The following is a 17,986-nucleotide window of genomic DNA, read 5'->3' as shown; positions in this document are numbered from 1 at the left end:
AAATCAATAGCCGATTTTATTTTACGGTTCTTACTCCCAACAAACGGTTACAAAACCATTTCCATTGCCTACATTTGATTACAGGTATTCTTTTCCTCTTGATACTTTTTCATGCAGATGATATAATCAGAATATAACATAAACTCAGTCATAAAGAAAGGATACCGATATGAAAAAATTCAAACTTATTGCCGCTGCAATGGCGGCTGTTATGTGCATATCCGCAGTGCCCGTGTCCGCAGTGCAGCACGGCTGGGAAAGCGGCGAGGGAACAGGCAGATATATCCTCCATGACGGAGCGGCTGCCACAGGCGTTATGAACATTGACGGCGTGGTATATCGCTTTGATTCTTACGGCAGCTGCCTTGGCAGATACACCGGCATCGGCAGGAAAAACGGAGTTATCCGCTATTACCGAGATGGCATTATGTTCACAGGCGGCTGGCTGAAGCTTTCGGGCGGCACATATTATTTTGACCAGAACGGCGTGGGAGCTGTGGGTATTGTGACCATAGACGGCAAGCAGTACAATTTCGGTTCCGACGGCAGGCTCACCGATTCAGTCAATCCCTTTTCCGTGACTGCCGACAAGCAGCTTATCGTTATGGGAAACCGTGATAAGATAAAGTTTACATTCACCGCAGAAAACATCAGCGGCACTGCCTACATGGGCGAGATAACCGAGCTGCAAAGATATTCCGACGGCAAGTGGTACAAGGTAAAGCCCTCGGACAGCTATGTCGTTAATGATGTAGCATATGAGCTGGGAAATGTGGGCGACCCATACTATTATAATGGTTCAGCCGATGTGTATTTCACTCCCGAGGCGTATTCCAATAACATTACTGCGGGCAAATACCGCATTGCCCAGACTATTTATACCGACAACGGTCAGAAGCGGCTTTTCTGTGAGTTCAGCATCGCAGATCGGGCAGCGGTAAGCACTTCTCAGCCAAGCTATGATATTATGTCAACCGAGAGAATAGATATCAGCGGATATGCCGTCAATGCAGGGGAGTATTATGCCGAGGCGCAGGGGCTTTATGTGTATAATGACGACACCGATGAATGGGACAGAGTAGAGCCTAAAGAGACCGACCGTCCTTTCGTTTCCGATGTGCTTTTATCATCGGGTGACAGCATAAACTGCTTCCTTGACCTTACCCGCTACAGCCGCACAAGGCTGAAATCGGGCAAATACCGTGCGCTTATCGCCGATAATATCTCCTGTGAGTTTGAGATGACAAATCCCTATGACGTTTATGCGGAGCAGTTTGAGCCTGAGAAAAGGGGCAAGAAGCAAATCGTCATAACCTTTGTGAACACCACCGACAGCGACATCACCGTAAAGGGCTATGGCAAGCTTATGCGCCAGGTAAGGGGCAAGTGGATTACTGTCACAGCAGGAAAGGCTCTGGATACCGAGGTTACTGTTCCTGCCATGCACAAGTGGGAAAAGACCATGGTGCTCAATAAATATTACAGTGCTTCCGACCTTAAAAGCGGCAGCTACTGCATGAAATTCCCCACCGCAAGCGGCGGATATGTGTATGCTTATTTTGAGCTGAAGTGATGAGTGAAATAGAAAAGCCGTCCTCGTGGGCGGCTTTTTTCATATTCTTATGCAGGAAGTCATGACAAAATTAACCATTAGTTCTTGCAATCGATACCATAATATGTTATAATTAAACAAATATGCGAAAATTACCGTGTAGGGTAATTTTCACCGAAAGGAACGAAGATCATGATAAGATCAGGAAAAGGAAGATTTCTGGCTCTCCTTTCTGCCGCTGTGATATCACTGGGTTCGGTAACGGCATTCGGCTCGGATATCACCGTTGAGGCAGCAATGAACACGTCGGAATTTGCTTCGGGGTACTCATATCCAACTCAGATGAGAGGGCTTACCGCTTTCCAGTTAGTTTCCGACATGGGCGCAGGCTGGAATCTGGGAAATTCCCTTGAATCGTCCGACAGCGAGACCAACTGGGGCAATCCCAAGACCACCAAGTCCATGATAGACGCTATCGCCGCAAAGGGCTTTACCACCCTGCGTGTACCCGTAAGATGGGACGACCACTACTCCGACTCATCCAAGTACATGATCAGCGCCGAGTATATGGACAGAGTTGAGACCGTGGTAAACTATGGCCTTGCAAACGGAATGTACGTTATCCTTAACGTTCACCACAACGACCTCCAGGCCGCCGTTTCATCAAGCACATCGGCTCAGAACAAGATATCCGAGGAGCTGGCTGCTATCTGGAAGCAGATCGGCACACGCTTCAAGAACTATGGCGACAAGCTCATTTTTGAGGTAAACAACGAGCCACGCTGCGGCGAGGACTGGACAGGCAACGCAAGCTACTACAAGTGCGTAAATGCCAACAATGAGGCTGCCCGTGCAGCTATCAGAGCCACAGGCGGTAACAACGCCAAGCGCCTTATCATGCTCCCCACCTACTGCGCATCGGGCGATGCTGCCAAGGCTGAGGCATGGTCGAACACATCGGGTGACAGCATGATCGCCGCTTCTATCCACGCATATCTTCCCTTTGACTTTGCGTTCTCGGGCGACGGTCACAAGGACTGGCAGGCTTCCGACCTTACCGAGCTGAGCGGCTTCTTTACACGTATGTACAACACCTTCATCAGCAAGGGCGTTCCCGTTGTTATCGGCGAGTTCGGCGCCACAAACAAGAGCAACACCGCCTACAGAGAAAAGTATGCAGGCATATATGCTTCGCTGGCAAGGCAGTTCGCCGCACAGGATATCCCCTGCGTATGGTGGGACAACAACTGCTTCGGCACAGGCAGCGAGAACTTCGGAATCTTCAACAGAGGAAGCAGAAGCTTCACCTACGGCGGCATTGCCGATGCGCTTGTTGCCGCATACAACGGCGACCCTCAGTATGAGACTGCCACAGGCGGAGAAAATGTGCTTTTCTCGGGCACAGGCACAAGCTCAAATTACGGTCAGGCAGTATCCTTTGACCCCGGCGCAATAACAAGCCTTTCAAGCAGCGACAAGATATACTGCTCATATTCATCTTATGGGGATATCGAATTTATCCTCCAGAGCTTTACCGACAGCAGCAGAGGCTGGATACAGGTAGCTCCCGACAGCGTATCCAACGGCACAGCGGTATGGTCAGTATCAAGTCTCAAAAGCGCATTCGGCGGCTCCTTCTCAGGTCTTGGCAAGGCATACATCGGCGACAGAGGCTCTTCTCTTACCGTTACAAAGGTGTATGTTCCCGGCGGCACTGCTCACACCCATGTTTATAACGGAAAGTCGGCAGTCACCCTTGAAGCCACCGCCTACACAAAGGGCAGAAAGCAGATATACTGCTCCGTAAGCGGCTGCACAGCCTACAGGATAGTTACCGTTCCCAAGCTTGACTCCACAAGACCCGTTATCACAAGCGTTACCGCAGGCACCGAGCAGGCGACTGTTGCATGGTCAGCTGTCAGCGGAGCCACCAAGTACGAGGTATTTACATATCTTAACGACAAGTGGACTTCCCACGGAACCACCACAGCCTGCAATATGACCGTCAAGAACCTTACAGGCGGCACAAGCTACGGCTTTGTTGTAAAGGCGTATGTAAACGGCAGCTGGTCGGGCATTTCCAACATGGTATATGCAACTCCCGTTAAGGCAGCTGTTCCCAGACCTGTTATCACAAGCGCAAATGCAGGCACCGAGGAAGTTGCTCTCACATGGAGCGCAGTTCAGGGCGCTTCCCAGTATGCAGTCTATACCTATCTTAATAATAAGTGGGAGCTTAAAGGAACCACCACAGCCTGCAATATGACTGTTAAGAGCCTTACAGGCGGCACAAGCTACGGCTTTGCAGTAAAGGCTTATGTTAACGGCGAGTGGTCAGACCCCTCCGATAAGGTATATGCAACACCCAAGGCTTGTGAGATACCCAAGCCCGCAATAACATCGGCAAAGGCTCAGGACGGCTCAGTTTCGCTCAGCTGGAGCACCGTCAGCGGAGCTTCACAGTACGCAGTTTATTACATCACAGGCGGCAAGTGGCACAACGCCGGAACAACAACTGCCACTGCAATGACCGTTTCGGGACTTACAAACGGCACAAAATACGGCTTTGCTGTAAAGGCATACGTCAGCGGAAAGTGGTCGGCGATCACCACCGCAGATATTGTTTATGCAACACCTGAGGCTGCGGTAACAAAGCCCGTTATCACCAAGGCGCAGGGTCAGGACGGCAGAGTTGCCCTGAACTGGACTTCCGTTAACGGTGCAACAAACTATGCAGTTTACACCTATCTTAACGGCAAGTGGTCAGTAGCAGGTTACAGAACAGCAAACGGAATGTATGTAACAGGACTTACCAACGGCGTTAAGTACGGCTTTGCGGTAAAAGCTTACGTAAACGGCAGCTGGTCGGGCGTAACCTCCGCAGATATTGTTTATGCAACACCTGTCGGAGCATCGGTAAAACCCGTTATCACCAAGGCGCAGGGTCAGGACGGCAGAGTTGCCCTGAACTGGACTTCCGTTAACGGAGCTACAAACTATGCGGTTTACACCTACCTTAATGGCAAATGGTCGCTGGCAGGCTACAGAACCGCCAACGGAATGTATGTAACAGGTCTTACCAACGGCGTTAAGTACGGCTTTGCGGTAAAGGCTTATGTAAACGGCGCATGGACAAACATCGTTTCTTCCGACATCGTATATGCCACCCCCACTGCCAACAAGGCAGACGTGATGTATGCTGACACCGAAAGCTTTATTTCCGATGATATCTTTGATATCGGCATTGATGATATAGATATCGGCTTACCTGATATTGCATAAATAAAATCACATCAATAACAAAAAGTCCGCACCGAAAGCTCGGTGCGGACTTTTTAATTGGCTTATCACACATAAATTTTATCCAAAACAAGATCCGCACCGTGTTTTCGGTGCGGATCTTGTTTGGAAAATAGAATGAGTATAATAAGGTATAAGGGGTTGTCTTATTTAAGCAGCTCTTTGAATCTCTTCATGGCTTCCTGCGTATTCTCATAGGTGCCGAATGCGGTGAGCCTGAACCAGCCTGCGCCGTTCTTTCCAAAGCCCTCTCCTGGTGTGCCTACCACCTGAATTTTCTCAAGCAGATAATCAAAGAACTCCCAGCTGCCCATATTGTTGGGGCACTTGAGCCAGATATAAGGAGAATTTATTCCTCCCGTGAACTTTATGCCAAGCTCGGTGAGCGTATCTGCCATGAGCTTTGCGTTTCTTCTGTAGTAGTTGATCGCCTCGTGGGTCTGCTTCTGACCCTCGGGAGTGAACACGGCTGCTGCGCCGCACTGAACGGGATAGGAAACGCCGTTGAACTTGCTTCCCTGTCTGCGTCCCCACAGCTGTGCTATGCTTACATCGGAGCCGTCGGAAGCCTTTACGATAAGCTCCTCGGGGATAACGGTATATCCGCATCTGGTTCCTGTAAATCCTGCTGTTTTGGAGAGCGAGCACATCTCGATAGCGCACTTCTTTGCTCCCTCAACGCAGAAGATGCTTCTGGGGAGCGCAGGGTCGGAGATAAATGCCTCATAAGCGGAATCAAAGATGATTATTGCTTCATTTTTCAGTGCGTAGTCCACCCATATTTTAAGCTGCTCCTTTGTATAAACGGAGCCTGTGGGATTATTCGGTGAGCAGAGATAGATGATATCCGCATGTACATTCTCATCGGGCATTGCCGCAAAGCCGTTCTCCTCGTTGGAATCCGCATAGATTATATTTCTGCCGCACATTGTGTTGGAGTCAACATAAACGGGATATGCGGGGTCGGTAACGAGAATGGTGTTTCCGTCGCCGAAGATATCAACGATATTGCCGCAGTCTGCCTTTGCGCCGTCGTTTACACGAATTTCGGAAAGCTCCAGTGAAACGCCGAAGCTCTTATAATAATCGGCGATGGCCTGCTTTAAAAAGTCATAGCCTGTGCCGCTGTCCTCATAACCCTTGAAGGTCTCCTTAACGCCCATTTCGTCAGCACCCTTTTTGATAGCCTCAACAACAACGGGAGCAAGGGGCAGGGTAACGTCGCCGATGCCCATTCTGATAAGGGGCTTATCGGGGTGGGCTGCGGAATATGCCTTTATTTTCTTTGCGATATCAATGAAAAGGTAATTTTTCTTCATTGTAAGGAAGTGTTCGTTGATCTTTACCATTGTGATTTTTCCTTTCGTTCAGACATCTATCTCGCCTGTGAATACGGTTTCCGCAGGGCCTCTCATAAGAACAGTGCCGTCAGACTTATAGGTGATGAAAAGGTCGCCGCCTCTGAGCTTAACGGTTATCTCCTTGTCGTGGGGGAAATATCCGTTGAGTACCGATGCAGCCGTTGCGGCACAAGCACCTGTGCCGCACGCCCATGTCTCTCCCGAGCCTCTTTCCCAGACTCTCATCTGCATGGTGCTTTCATCAAGTATCTTTATAAATTCGGTGTTCACTCTTTCGGGGAACAGGGGGTGATTTTCAAAGGAAGGACCTATTTTTTCAAGCTCCAGGCTGTCAACATCGTCAACATAGGTGACAGCGTGGGGGTTGCCCATGGAAACGGCGGTGATGAACACCTCTTTGCCGTCAACGGTGATGGGCTTGTTTATAAATGTATCGCCGCTTACATTCATAGGAATGTCCGCAGGCTTCAGAACAGCCTTGCCCATATCCACCAGCACGGTCTTGACCTTGCCGTTTTCGGGATAAAGGGTCAGCTTCTTTATTCCGCTTCTTGTTTCGAGAGTGATGTTTGTCTTATCGGTAAGGTGGTTATCATAGACAAACTTGCCTATGCAGCGTGTGGCGTTTCCGCACATATTTCCCTCGCTGCCGTCGGCATTGAACATTCTCATTCTGAAATCCGCCTTGTCGGAGGGCATTATAAGCACAAGTCCGTCGGCACCTATGCCGAAATGGCGGTCGCTGATGATCTCGGAAACTCTTTCGGGGTCAGCCACGGTCTCCTCAAAGCAGTTCACGTAAACATAATCATTGCCGATGCCCTGCATTTTTGTAAATTTCATAACTGCAAGTCCTTTCGTTATCTGTATTCATATGTCTTTAGGATATCCGCTGCCACCTCGGTGAGGGTTACACGCTGATCCATGGCACGCTTCTGTATCTGGCGGTGAGCTTCCTTCTCGGATATTTTAAGATACTCGATAAGAACGCATTTTGCACGGTTCACAAGCTTCATCTCATTTACCATGTCACGGAGCATTTTGTTTTCCGAACGCAGGTCGTCCATTTTGTTCTTCATAGCTGCGGCGCAGCGTATGGAGTTCACAGCCAGCTCCCTGGGAGATGACTTGGGAAGTATCACTGCCCCTGTGCCCGAAAGCTTTGCGCACACCTCGTCATATACCTTGGTGGGAACGAATATCACCTGACAGACATCGAATGTCTTGCTTATATAAGCGGCAGTCTCGGCGCCGAACTCCCCCTCAAAGGGGAACACCGAGATGACCACGTCATAATCATGCTCAGCGCAGAGGTCACGGAGATTTTTTCCGCTTGTAACGGAAACATCGGTAAGCCCTGCTTCAAGTACCATTGATGAAAGGCTTGCCTTTGTATCGTCGGATACGGCGGCTATCAGTGCTTTGTTAGCAGTCATAAAGGGCAGCTCCTTTCATTTTATTGCGGAGATGTCGGCTTTACGTACATAATGGCAACATCTCCGCATCATCATACTATATACATTATACAGCCAAACGGGAAAATATGCAATAGCAAATCAGTTGTTTACATACAGCTGCTTGTAGGGGTTCTGGGTGTTGGGGATAAGCTTGAAGAAATGAGCTGAAAGGATATCGTCGGTATTGCCGCCGAAAGCTGCGGTGTATTTGTCAACATCGGCTCTTATCTCTTCCTTGTCAGCGTCGGTAGCGTCAGTTACCATTACCTGAGCGGGAACGTGGGGAACAACATCTGTGCGGATATAAATTGCTCCGCCGTGCATTCCTGTGCCGCAGAATGAGCCAACGGGGCAGATATCCTCATAGCCCAGACCCAGCACTACTATGCGTCCGCCTGCCTGATATTCCGCAAGGAAGTCGCCTACCTTGCCGCCGATGACCAGCACAGGGACTTTTTCCATATACTGCTTCATATGAATGCCTGCACGATAGCCTGCATTGCCCTGAATGAGTATCATTCCGTCTCTCATGCCGTAGCCGGGAGCGTCACCGCAGTTGCCGTGAATGGTAATGGTTCCGTCGTTCATGGTATCACCCGTTGCGTCCTGAGCGTTGCCGTAAACGGTGATATTGGACTGGGTAAGGTATGCGCCCAGAGCGTTGCCGGGAACGCCGTGTATCTCAATATTCTTGCCGATACAGCCGCTTCCGATAAATCTCTGACCCAGGCAGTTTTCTATAACAATGTCCTTGTCCTTGGACAGCCTTATTTCCTGATTAAGAAGTCTGTAATGCAGATCTCCCGCAGTAATCTTAGTCATTTCCGAAACCTCCTGCAAGCTTTTCATTTCTTCTCGTCCTTGAGAATGCCATAAGCATGGGATTTCTCTTGAGGGCTTCAAAATCCACTTCATCAAGAGGAATGTGCTCCTTGATAAGTGAAGTGTAAATTCCCGCTCTGTCTATCTTGTTGCCCATGAGGATAAAGCCCTTGAGAGCGTTGTCACGGGTAACGAGCTTCTTGTAATTGTTGCCGTCATGCTCCACATAAGCCTCGCCGTCGTAGCAGCCTGCGGTGATGATGTGCAGACCAAAGAAGCCGATAGCGTTCATGGGGATAGCATTGAGATAGTAGCTTTCCATTCCTGCCATGTTCTTTCCTGCGATATTTCCCTGCATGAAAGCGTTGGGGAGAAGAGCAAGTATCTTTTCGCTGCCCGATGAGATATCGAAGGACTTGGTGCAGTCGCCTGCGGCGTAGATATCGGTAACGCCCTTTACAGCCTGACGGGTATCTGTTTCGATTCCTCTGTTTACGCTGCCGCCTGCCATTTCGGCAAGCTCGGTGTTGGGACGAACACCTACTGCAAGGATAACAAAGTCGAAGTCAACGGTCTCGCCGTTGGTAAGCTCGGCGGAATGAGCCTCAAAGTGCTTTGCACTGGTGCCGAGGATAAATCTTACACCCTTGGACTCGATGTGAGCCTTCATGATATCGGAAGCCTCGTTGTCGAGAATTGAGGGAAGGATCCTGTCTGCAAGGTCGATAACAGTCATCTGCGCACCGTAATGTTCAAGAGCCTCGGCAGCTTTCAGACCGATAAGACCTGCGCCCACGATAAGCACCTTTGAACCCTGCTTTACAACGCCCTCGATAGCCTTAACGTCGTCCAGCTTCATAAACGAGAACTTGTCCTTAACGTTGTCAAGTCCGTCCATGGGAGGAACGAAGGGCTTGGAGCCTGTAGCAATGAGCAGCTTGTCGTAATCCACCTTGTTTCCGTTTTCAAGGGTGATATTCTTTGCTGCGGAGTCAACGGAAACGACCTTTGTGCCAAGGAGAGTATCCACATTGTTCTTCTCGTAGAAATCAAGGGGACGGTATATCATGCTCTCCTCCGTAACTCTTCCCTTGAGCAGATAAGAGATAAGGGGGCGTGAGTAGGTATGATACTTTTCATCGGAGATAAGAACGATCTGGCCGTCCTTATCGACTTCTCTTATTCCCTGTACCGCACCGATGCCCGCTGCGGAATTTCCGATAATAACGTATTTCATCATTCTTCTCCCCTTTCCTCAAAGACGATAGCCCTGTTGGGACAGTTAGCCGCACAGGCTGGCTCGCCTGCGCTGTTTCTTGTGCAAAGCTCGCACTTGGTAACTGTTCTTCCCTGATTTTTAGGGTCGATAACGATACAGCCGTAGGGGCAGGAGAGAACGCAGGTGTAGCAGCCTACGCACTTATCCGTATTTATTTCAATAACTCCGTTTTCGTTCTTGGTGAGAGCGCCTGCAATGCAGCCCTTTACACAGGCGGGATCCTGACAGTGGCGGCACTGAACGGCGAAATTTATTCCGTCGCCCTCCTCTACTCTGATTCTGGGAGCGGCATCTTTACCGAGCTTGAATGCCTTGGACATATCCTTTTCGCCGCTGTTGGCGAATGCGCAGTAAAATTCGCAGAGATGACAGCCGAGACACCAGTCCTCGTTTACATAAACTCTTTTCATGGGCTTTTACTACCTCCGATTATAATAGTATGAGATCATTCGCCTGCGTGCTGTATTCCCAGAATATCAAGCTCCTTCTGAGAAAGACCGATACCTCTGAGCATAAGACGGTTGCCTCTGAGAGACTCAATGGAGTTGATACCCATACCGCCCATCATTTCCTTTATTTCGTGATCCCATGCGTGAACGAGATTTACAAGGCGCTTGTAGCCTACTTCGGGGTTAAGACGCTTTACCAGGTCGGGGCGCTGTGTAGCGATACCCCAGTTGCACTTGCCGCCGTGGCAGCTTCTGCAAAGGTGGCAGCCCATTGCAAGGAGTGCGGGAGTTCCGATGTAGATAGCGTCGGCACCGAGAGCGATAGCCTTTACTGCGTCTGCGGAGCTTCTGATAGAACCTGCCGCAACGATGGAAACTTCATTTCTGATACCCTCGTCACGAAGTCTCTGGTCAACGGCTGCGAGAGCAAGCTCAATGGGGATACCCACATTATCACGTATTCTTGTGGGAGCCGCACCTGTACCGCCTCTGAAACCGTCTATTGCGATGATATCCGCACCCGAACGTGCGATACCCGAAGCGATAGCCGCAACGTTATGAACTGCTGCGATCTTTACGATAACGGGCTTTGTATATTCCGTTGCCTCTTTCAGCGAGAATATGAGCTGGCGGAGGTCCTCGATGGAGTAGATGTCGTGGTGGGGAGCAGGGGAGATAGCGTCTGTGCCCATGGGTATCATACGTGTTCTGGAAACATCTTCTCTGATCTTAGCGCCGGGAAGATGACCGCCGATACCGGGCTTTGCGCCCTGACCCATTTTGATCTCAATAGCCGCACCTGTGTCAAGGTAATCCTTGAATACGCCGAAACGTCCCGAAGCTACCTGCACGATGGTGTGGGGGCCGTACTGATAAAAGTCCTTGTGAAGTCCGCCCTCACCTGTGTTGTAGTAGGTTCCAAGCTCTGTAGCCGCACGGGCAAGCGACTCGTGAGCGTTCTTGGAAATGGAACCGTAGGACATTGCGGAGAACATTATAGGAGTGTTAAGCTCCAGATAAGGTGTCATTCTTGTATCAACGGTGCCGTCGGGGTTCTTCTTGATAGCCGCAGGCTTCTTGCCGAGGAACACCTTTGTTTCCATAGGCTCTCTCAGAGGGTCGATGGAAGGGTTTGTTACCTGAGAAGCGTTGATAAGTATCTTATCCCAGTAAACGGGATAATCCTGAGGGTTGCCCATGGAGGAAAGGAGAACAGCTCCCGTTCCTGCCTGACGGTAGTTTTCTATCATCAGCTGCTGGGTGTAGTTTGCGCTCTTTCTGAAAGCGTTTTCGTTGGGTACTATCTTAATAGCGCCTGTGGGACAGATACATACGCATCTCTGGCAGTCAACGCACTGATTGTCGTGGGTAAGCATCTTGTCAAAATCGGGGTCATAGAAATGCACCTCATTGGAGCACTGACGCTCACAGGCACGGCACTTTATACATTTATCCGTATTACGGATCACTTCAAATTCAGCAGGAAAGAAATTTACAGGCATTTCCTTTTACCCTCCTCGTTAAGTTCTACAATTACAGGCTCGCCGCCTCTTGGAGACCATACCTTTTCAACATCGGGACAGATAGCTCTGATAGCACACTCCTCGCTGGCGATATAGACCATATCCTTCTTTTCGGCAACTACCATGGAGCGGAGCTTCAGACGGTCGTTGAGCGCCATTATTCCGCCTGTGTAGCCGAGAATGATGGAGAAGGGGCCTGTGATGAGCAGGCTGGAGAATGCGTTTCTGAAATACTTGAGCTTTGCAGCCTTTTCGGGATCCTTCTTCTCGATCTCGTCTATCTCGCTCCAGAAGGGAGCTGCGATGATGGAAGCGATATCCTCGAGAGAAAGCTGCTGTTTTCTGTTGAGCCAGTCGAAGATGTATGTGATGACCTCCGTATCGGTAAGGAGGGTACATTTGTAGCCGAACATTTCGATGAAACGGCGGTTAGCGTCGTAGGAGGAGATCTCACCGTTATGTACTATAGTATAGTCAAGGAGCGCAAAGGGATGAGCGCCGCCCCACCAGCCCGGGGTGTTTGTGGGATAACGGCCGTGGCAGGTCCATGCGTAGCCCTCGTATTCATCGAGACGGTAAAACTCTCCAACGTCCTCGGGGAAGCCAACAGCCTTGAAAACGCCCATGTTCTTGCCGCTGGAGAAAACGTAAGCGCCGTCGATATCATTGTTTATTCTGATAACGCACTTTGCAACGAACTCTTTTTCGTCCAGCTGGGAGGAAGCTATTTTAGTGGGCAGAGGGTTAACGAAGTATCTCCAGATAAGAGGCTCGTTGGTGATTGCGGGGGTCTTCTTAGTGGGGATACGGCTGAGGTTGATGACGTCAAAATGACGGTCAAGGAAGCGCTCAGTCTGTTCTCTTGCCTCGTTGGAGTTGTAGAATACGTGGAATGCGTAGTAATCCTTGTACTCGGGATAGATTCCGTATCCTGCAAAACCGCCGCCCAGACCGTTTGAACGGTCGTGCATATAGGAAATGGATTTTACGATATCTCCGCCGTTCATGCGGTTGCCGTCACGGCTGATGAAGCCGGAAATGGCACATCCGGCAGGGATCCTGATTTCGCCTTCTTTTAAAAGCATATACTCACTCTCCTAAAAATAACTGCATTGCTGTTTTAGTGATATTATTTTAGCACAGGCTATCTGATTTGTCAATAGGTTTTTGCAAGATTTTTTCTATAAACTTGCAAATATGACAGTTTTACACAAAACAGATGCCGAAAATGCGTTGCAATATGACGCGTCAAAATATTTTCTTGCGTAATTTTGCTTAAATGTTAACATTGCGTGTCGGTGTGCGGACGTATAGGGCAGCGGGGAAGCGCTCGGAGAGTGATTTTGCAAAATGAAAGTCAAAACAATGCGAGTTGCAAAATGCAGAAAGGCACGAAACAATATTCGATACAGGAGCCAAACAAAAAGTTAAAGCCAAACTGCAAAAGCGGGCTTATACTAATCACCAATAAAACTATAGACAAAAAATCATCGCATAATCCATATACGCAAGATTATGCTCAATTTTTTGTATAGTTTTTAATTGGTGCTTAGTATTAGTTGGGGTGAGGGGGTAGGGAAGAGATGAGTGCTTGCCTTTTACAAGGCATGGAGAAACCGTAGGGGAGAATATGTGCCGACAGCGGCACAAGGGAATGCCCGCTTTTGTTGGGTTTTGGTTTCCTCTGTGTCGTTCCGACACAATCTCTCACTTAGGTGTCCCCTTTGCATTCGGTACGGACGAATAAAATTGAATTGTAGGTATGTCCGTACCTGCGCCTAACGGCGGAAACCCAAATCGCTGTTCCTGACGGAATGTCTCTTGGTTTCAAGCCGCCTGCATTGAATAGTTTTAAGATGATTTGAGAAAATAAATTCATTTGCAAGACTTTGAATTTTCGGTGCAGGCGGCTTTTAGGATCTTTTAGTCTGTCGGCTTTATCTTTGATTGCATTGACCGTCAGCAAAGAAATTTCGCTGCTTGCGAGCAGCGACCGGATGGCTCCGCCCTCCGGATTCCCGCCACCTTTGAAAAGCCGGACTAAACTTTTTACCTTTGTGTTTGATAGCGTTGACTTGTTTGTTTTGCTTCTCCATCTGTTATTTTCGTCCGTTATTTATGTCTGTTACTTCTGTCTATTTGCCTTTGTGCTTTTTGTATCGTCAGACTATTGAAAAATGCCCATTATTATGGTATAATGAATAAAACATATTATTGGTCAAAATCGAAGAAAGGACATATTATAATGAAGCATATTTCTAAGCGCACTGCTATGTGTGCGGCTGTTCTCGGTTTATCGGCCGTTCTCTCGTCCTGCGGTTCCACACCCGCAGCTGATCCCGATCAGACGGACATTATCACTGTCGGCGTTTCCGAGGGCGGCATGGAGGTTGATACCCCCGAAACAAGCGCCAGGATAGTTCTCCCTCCCACCGAGCCTGTTGTAATTGAAGAGGACGACTCCGCTCCCCTGCTTGACAGGGTGAACAACTGCATATACCTTTACGAATACGGAAAGGCTGTGAAGCTTATGGAGGACAACCCCGAGGAAAGCTCCGACCCGTCCTTTGATGATGCAAAGAACGAGCTTCTTGTACACTTCACCCAATCGGCAAAGAACTATTATACTGCCGCTGCCACCTACATCACCAAGCAGGAGGTCATGGGTTATGATTTCTCCACAGGCTTCGAGGGCTACAGCGCAGAAGACAGCTCTCTTGACCCGAATGTACTCTCCGAGCTTGTCTCCGATGAAGACAAGGTGGTCATCAACCGCACGCACATTGAATGCAGCACGGACTACAGCTTTAAGGTGACTGTCACTTTCTGCGGAATGACGGCGGTATATCCTGCGGAGGACATCACGCTGGAATGAACCGTATCAGGCACATCACAAGGGGAATTTTTCTATGTTAATAAAATGTAAATTTCACAAAAGCTCTTGACAAAGCCTTGTTGATGTTATACAATGTAATCGTTAACACAAAACAAGGATTTTGATATCCTTGTCAATGTTAGAGTGATAAAAAATAATATGAACATATAATTTTTCAAGGAGGAAATGCACATGAAATTCGCAGACGGTTTCTGGCTCAATCAGAGAGGCTACGAGGTAAACTATGCTTCGCAGGCTTACGAGATCACTCCCGTTAAGAATGGCCTCAACGTTTACGCAACTTCCCAGTACATTCAGAACAGAGGTATGACCCTTGGCGGTCCCTGCCTGGACATCACCTTTACTTCCACACAGAAGGACGTTATCAAGGTATCCATCGAGCACTACAAGGGCACTCTTGACAATCAGCCCAGGTTCGAGCTTGAGGAAGATCAGGGTTATACTCCCGAGATCACCGAAAAGGGCGACTGCTGGGAGCTGGTTTCAGGCGATACAAAGCTTGTTATCGGCAAGTTCAACTGGAACGTTCAGTACTACTATAAGGATAAGAGACTGACAGGCGGCGCATGGCGTTCAGCTTCCATCATCAACGAGAGCAAGTTCAAGACCTCCGCACGTCTCAACTCCATGCAGGACGACACCTTCTGGAGCTATCCTCAAGACGCAAGAAGCACATATATCCGTGAGCAGCTTTCCATGAACGTAGGCGAATATTTCTACGGCTTCGGCGAGAAGTTCACTCCTTTTGTAAAGAACGGTCAGAACGTTGAAACATGGAACTCCGACGGCGGCACATGCTCCGATCAGTCCTACAAGTGCATTCCTTTCTATGTTTCCTCCACAGGCTACGGCGTGCTTGTAAATTCCTCCGATAAGGTTTCCTTTGAGGTATGCTCCGACACCGTTTCCAAGGTATCCTTCACCGTTCCCGGCGAGAAGCTTGAATACTTCGTTATCGGCGGCGCAAACATTGGCGAGGTGCTTTCAAACTACACCACACTGACAGGCAAGCCCGCACTTCCTCCTGCATACACCTTTGGTCTCTGGCTCACCACCTCCTTTACCACCAAGTACGATGAGGAGACCGTTACTTCCTTTATCGACGGCATGGCAGAGCGTGACATTCCTCTCCAGGTATTCCACTTCGACTGCTTCTGGATGAAGGAATTCCAGTGGTGCGACTTTGAGTGGGACAAGAGACAGTTCCCCGAGCCTGAAGCAATGCTCTCCAGACTTAAAAAGGACAAGGGCCTTGAGATCTGCGTATGGATCAACCCCTACATCGCACAGCGTTCCCAGCTCTTTGAAGAGGGCGCAAAGAACGGCTACTTCATCAAGAATCCCGACGGCAGCGTATTCCAGGGAGATCTGTGGCAGCCCGGTATGGCTATCGTTGACTTTACAAATCCCGCAGCCTGCGAGTGGTATGCTTCCAAGCTCCGTGTTCTCTGCGAGATGGGCGTAAACTGCTTCAAGACCGACTTCGGCGAGAGAATACCCACCAATGTAAAGTATTACGACGGTTCCGACCCCATCGCAATGCACAACTACTATACATACCTTTACAATAAGACCGTATTCAACGTTCTCAAGGAATACTACGGCGAAAACAAGGCTTGCCTGTTTGCACGTTCCGCAACAGTAGGCGGTCAGAAGTTCCCCGTACACTGGGGCGGCGACTGCTCCGCAGAGTACACCTCCATGGCAGAGACCATCAGAGGCGGACTTTCCCTCTGTATGTCCGGCTTCGGCTTCTTCAGCCACGATATGTCCGGCTTTGAGGCTACCGCAACAGCTGACATCTACAAGAGATGGGCAGCATTCGGCCTCTTCTCCACACATTCCAGACTTCACGGCAACTCTTCCTACAGAGTGCCCTGGCTCTTCGATAAGGACGGCTCCACCGAGTGCACAGATGTTCTCCGCTTCTTCACCAAGCTCAAGGGCAAGCTGATGCCTTACATCTGGGCACAGGCTATCAAGACCCACGAGACAGGTATCCCCATGATGAGAGCAATGGTCATCGACTACGCTGAGGATCCCGCTTGCCGCACACTTGACAAGCAGTATATGTTCGGCGACAATATTCTCGTTGCACCTATCCTGAACGATCAGGGCGTTGCCGAGTTCTACGTTCCCGAGGGAACATGGACCGATATCATCAGCGGTCAGGTATATGAGGGCGGCAAGTTCTACACCCAGACATACGATTACTTTGGTCTGCCCTGCCTTGCAAAGCCCAACTCCATCATCGGCTACGGCAGCTTCAAGAGAGACTTCGAGTACGATTATCTCGAGGGCACCGAGTTCGTTATCTACGCTCCCGAGGAGAGCAGGGAAATTTCCGCAAACGTATATGACGCCGAGGCTAACAAGGTATTCACCATTACCGCAGTACGTCACGGCGATATGGTCGAGGTTTCCTACACAGGTACCGACAAGAGCTTCTCTGTAAAGGTTGCAGGCGGCGAGGCTGTTAAGGTAAATCCCACAGCAGGCGGCAAGGTAATTATCAAGCTCTGATAACATATCTTTAAAATAATGCAGGTGCTCCAATGACGCAGGGCACCTGCATTTAATACTAATCACCAATAAAACTATAGACAAAAAATCATCGCATAATCCATATACGCAAGATTATGCTCGATTTTTTGTATAGTTTTTAATTGGTGCTTAGAACCCGTCTTCACAAGCATATGCGCACGTCTTTTCGGCAAATTTTGCCGCAGACTGCGTTAAAAATCCTTGCCGGGCGAAAGCCCGCCTGCGGATTTTTGCCTGCTCTGCAACAAAATTATGCTCGAAAATCCGCACACATTTCTTATGAAGACAGGTTCTTAGTATAACGTATTAAAATATTAGCTGATTTTGTTTTTGCTATTGACGAATATCTTCTTATATGGTATAATCAATTAACAAATAAATCGAAAAATTGATTTATTTGCAGAAATATTATGGGGGTATCTATATGGCAACAAACAGAAATATTGCGCTTTGTATCATTTTTTCTCTCCTTACCTGCGGCATTTACGGGCTGTACTGGTTCGTAAAGCTGACCGATGAGCTTAATTACAACGCACAGACAAAGACAGCAGGCGGCGGAACGGCTCTGGTCTATACCATTATTACCTTTGGAATCTACGGATTTTACTGGTTCTATATGCAGGGTAAAAAGGTTGATGAGATAAACGGCAATACCAACGGAAGCACAGGTATGGTTTATATCATTCTTGCTATTTTTGGTCTGGGTATCATTCCCTATTGCCTGATGCAGAACGAAATAAACAAAATAGCATGATAAACTTGCGTCTCACAAATGTGGGACGCTTTTTTTGAAAGGAAATAAA

General features: G+C 48.8%; 13 protein-coding genes. 5 read left to right on the top strand and 8 right to left on the bottom strand.

What is annotated here, in order from left to right; all coding sequences use genetic code 11:
- Positions 1-169: 169 nt before the first annotated feature.
- Together OCV68_RS06040 and OCV68_RS06035 are read left to right on the top strand one after the other, a co-directional pair.
- Positions 170-1,573: an immunoglobulin-like domain-containing protein gene (locus tag OCV68_RS06040; protein ID WP_262571451.1), complete on the top strand. Its 1,404-nt coding sequence runs from the start codon at positions 170-172 to the stop codon at positions 1,571-1,573.
- A 171-nt stretch (positions 1,574-1,744) separates the two neighbouring features.
- A complete protein-coding gene (locus OCV68_RS06035) occupies positions 1,745-4,834 on the top strand; it encodes a cellulase family glycosylhydrolase (protein ID WP_262571449.1) in 3,090 nt (1,029 codons plus the stop codon).
- A 164-nt stretch (positions 4,835-4,998) separates the two neighbouring features.
- Here the strand turns inward: OCV68_RS06035 and OCV68_RS06030 are convergent, their stop codons facing one another.
- The 8 genes from OCV68_RS06030 to OCV68_RS05995 form a co-directional block, all read right to left on the bottom strand.
- Positions 4,999-6,201, bottom strand: a complete 1,203-nt coding sequence (locus tag OCV68_RS06030; protein WP_147622002.1) for an LL-diaminopimelate aminotransferase — start codon at positions 6,199-6,201, stop codon at positions 4,999-5,001.
- 18 nt (positions 6,202-6,219) lie between these two features.
- Positions 6,220-7,056, bottom strand: a complete 837-nt coding sequence (gene dapF / locus OCV68_RS06025) for a diaminopimelate epimerase (RefSeq protein ID WP_262571447.1) — start codon at positions 7,054-7,056, stop codon at positions 6,220-6,222.
- Positions 7,057-7,073: 17 nt separating this feature from the next.
- On the bottom strand, positions 7,074-7,649 hold the full coding sequence (locus tag OCV68_RS06020; RefSeq protein ID WP_262571445.1) for an ANTAR domain-containing response regulator: 576 nt from the start codon (positions 7,647-7,649) through the stop codon (positions 7,074-7,076).
- A gap of 120 nt (positions 7,650-7,769) precedes the next feature.
- Positions 7,770-8,492, bottom strand: coding sequence for a GltB/FmdC/FwdC-like GXGXG domain-containing protein (locus tag OCV68_RS06015; RefSeq protein ID WP_022473911.1), 723 nt, complete (start codon positions 8,490-8,492; stop codon positions 7,770-7,772).
- Entirely contained in the window at positions 8,485-9,729 is a 1,245-nt protein-coding gene (locus OCV68_RS06010) for an NAD(P)/FAD-dependent oxidoreductase (RefSeq protein WP_262571691.1), read from the bottom strand. Before OCV68_RS06010 ends, OCV68_RS06015 begins: the two co-directional genes overlap by 8 nt.
- Positions 9,729-10,181: a 4Fe-4S dicluster domain-containing protein gene (locus OCV68_RS06005; protein WP_022473913.1), complete on the bottom strand. Its 453-nt coding sequence runs from the start codon at positions 10,179-10,181 to the stop codon at positions 9,729-9,731. The genes OCV68_RS06010 and OCV68_RS06005 overlap by 1 nt, the downstream gene beginning before the upstream one ends.
- A gap of 35 nt (positions 10,182-10,216) precedes the next feature.
- Entirely contained in the window at positions 10,217-11,722 is a 1,506-nt protein-coding gene (locus tag OCV68_RS06000) for a glutamate synthase-related protein (RefSeq protein WP_022473914.1), read from the bottom strand.
- Positions 11,713-12,828 (bottom strand): class II glutamine amidotransferase, encoded by a 1,116-nt coding sequence (locus tag OCV68_RS05995; protein ID WP_262571441.1) that lies wholly within the window; start codon positions 12,826-12,828, stop codon positions 11,713-11,715. Before OCV68_RS05995 ends, OCV68_RS06000 begins: the two co-directional genes overlap by 10 nt.
- 1,160 nt (positions 12,829-13,988) lie before the next feature.
- Here OCV68_RS05995 and OCV68_RS05990 point away from each other — a divergent pair.
- The 3 genes from OCV68_RS05990 to OCV68_RS05980 all read left to right on the top strand — a co-directional run bounded on the left by OCV68_RS05990 (position 13,989) and on the right by OCV68_RS05980 (position 17,937).
- The gene (locus OCV68_RS05990; RefSeq protein WP_262571439.1) at positions 13,989-14,618 is read left to right on the top strand and encodes a hypothetical protein; all 630 of its coding nucleotides are present in this window, start codon (positions 13,989-13,991) and stop codon (positions 14,616-14,618) included.
- Between the two features lie 192 nt (positions 14,619-14,810).
- Positions 14,811-17,162: an alpha-xylosidase gene (gene yicI / locus OCV68_RS05985; protein WP_262571438.1), complete on the top strand. Its 2,352-nt coding sequence runs from the start codon at positions 14,811-14,813 to the stop codon at positions 17,160-17,162.
- A 445-nt stretch (positions 17,163-17,607) separates the two neighbouring features.
- A complete protein-coding gene (locus tag OCV68_RS05980; protein WP_022473796.1) occupies positions 17,608-17,937 on the top strand; it encodes a DUF4234 domain-containing protein in 330 nt (109 codons plus the stop codon).
- The last annotated feature ends 49 nt before the right edge of the window (positions 17,938-17,986 follow it).

It is taken from the genome of Huintestinicola butyrica (assembly GCF_025567215.1).
Classification (GTDB): Bacteria; Bacillota; Clostridia; order Oscillospirales; family Ruminococcaceae; genus Huintestinicola; species Huintestinicola butyrica.
Note: the sequence above shows the minus strand (reverse complement) of the source record. Positions and strands in the feature narration are given on the sequence as shown.

Bases quoted from the DNA above. Each gene is read 5' to 3' on its own strand.
- OCV68_RS06040 (WP_262571451.1), top strand. From the start codon at position 170: ATGAAAAAATTCAAACTTATTGCCGCTGCAATGGCGGCTGTTATGTGC.
- OCV68_RS06035 (WP_262571449.1), top strand. From the start codon at position 1,745: ATGATAAGATCAGGAAAAGGAAGATTTCTGGCTCTCCTTTCTGCCGCT.
- OCV68_RS06030 (WP_147622002.1), bottom strand. From the start codon at position 6,201: ATGGTAAAGATCAACGAACACTTCCTTACAATGAAGAAAAATTACCTT.
- dapF (WP_262571447.1), bottom strand. From the start codon at position 7,056: ATGAAATTTACAAAAATGCAGGGCATCGGCAATGATTATGTTTACGTG.
- OCV68_RS06020 (WP_262571445.1), bottom strand. From the start codon at position 7,649: ATGACTGCTAACAAAGCACTGATAGCCGCCGTATCCGACGATACAAAG.
- OCV68_RS06015 (WP_022473911.1), bottom strand. From the start codon at position 8,492: ATGACTAAGATTACTGCGGGAGATCTGCATTACAGACTTCTTAATCAG.
- OCV68_RS06010 (WP_262571691.1), bottom strand. From the start codon at position 9,729: ATGAAATACGTTATTATCGGAAATTCCGCAGCGGGCATCGGTGCGGTA.
- OCV68_RS06005 (WP_022473913.1), bottom strand. From the start codon at position 10,181: ATGAAAAGAGTTTATGTAAACGAGGACTGGTGTCTCGGCTGTCATCTC.
- OCV68_RS06000 (WP_022473914.1), bottom strand. From the start codon at position 11,722: ATGCCTGTAAATTTCTTTCCTGCTGAATTTGAAGTGATCCGTAATACG.
- OCV68_RS05995 (WP_262571441.1), bottom strand. From the start codon at position 12,828: ATGCTTTTAAAAGAAGGCGAAATCAGGATCCCTGCCGGATGTGCCATT.
- OCV68_RS05990 (WP_262571439.1), top strand. From the start codon at position 13,989: ATGAAGCATATTTCTAAGCGCACTGCTATGTGTGCGGCTGTTCTCGGT.
- yicI (WP_262571438.1), top strand. From the start codon at position 14,811: ATGAAATTCGCAGACGGTTTCTGGCTCAATCAGAGAGGCTACGAGGTA.
- OCV68_RS05980 (WP_022473796.1), top strand. From the start codon at position 17,608: ATGGCAACAAACAGAAATATTGCGCTTTGTATCATTTTTTCTCTCCTT.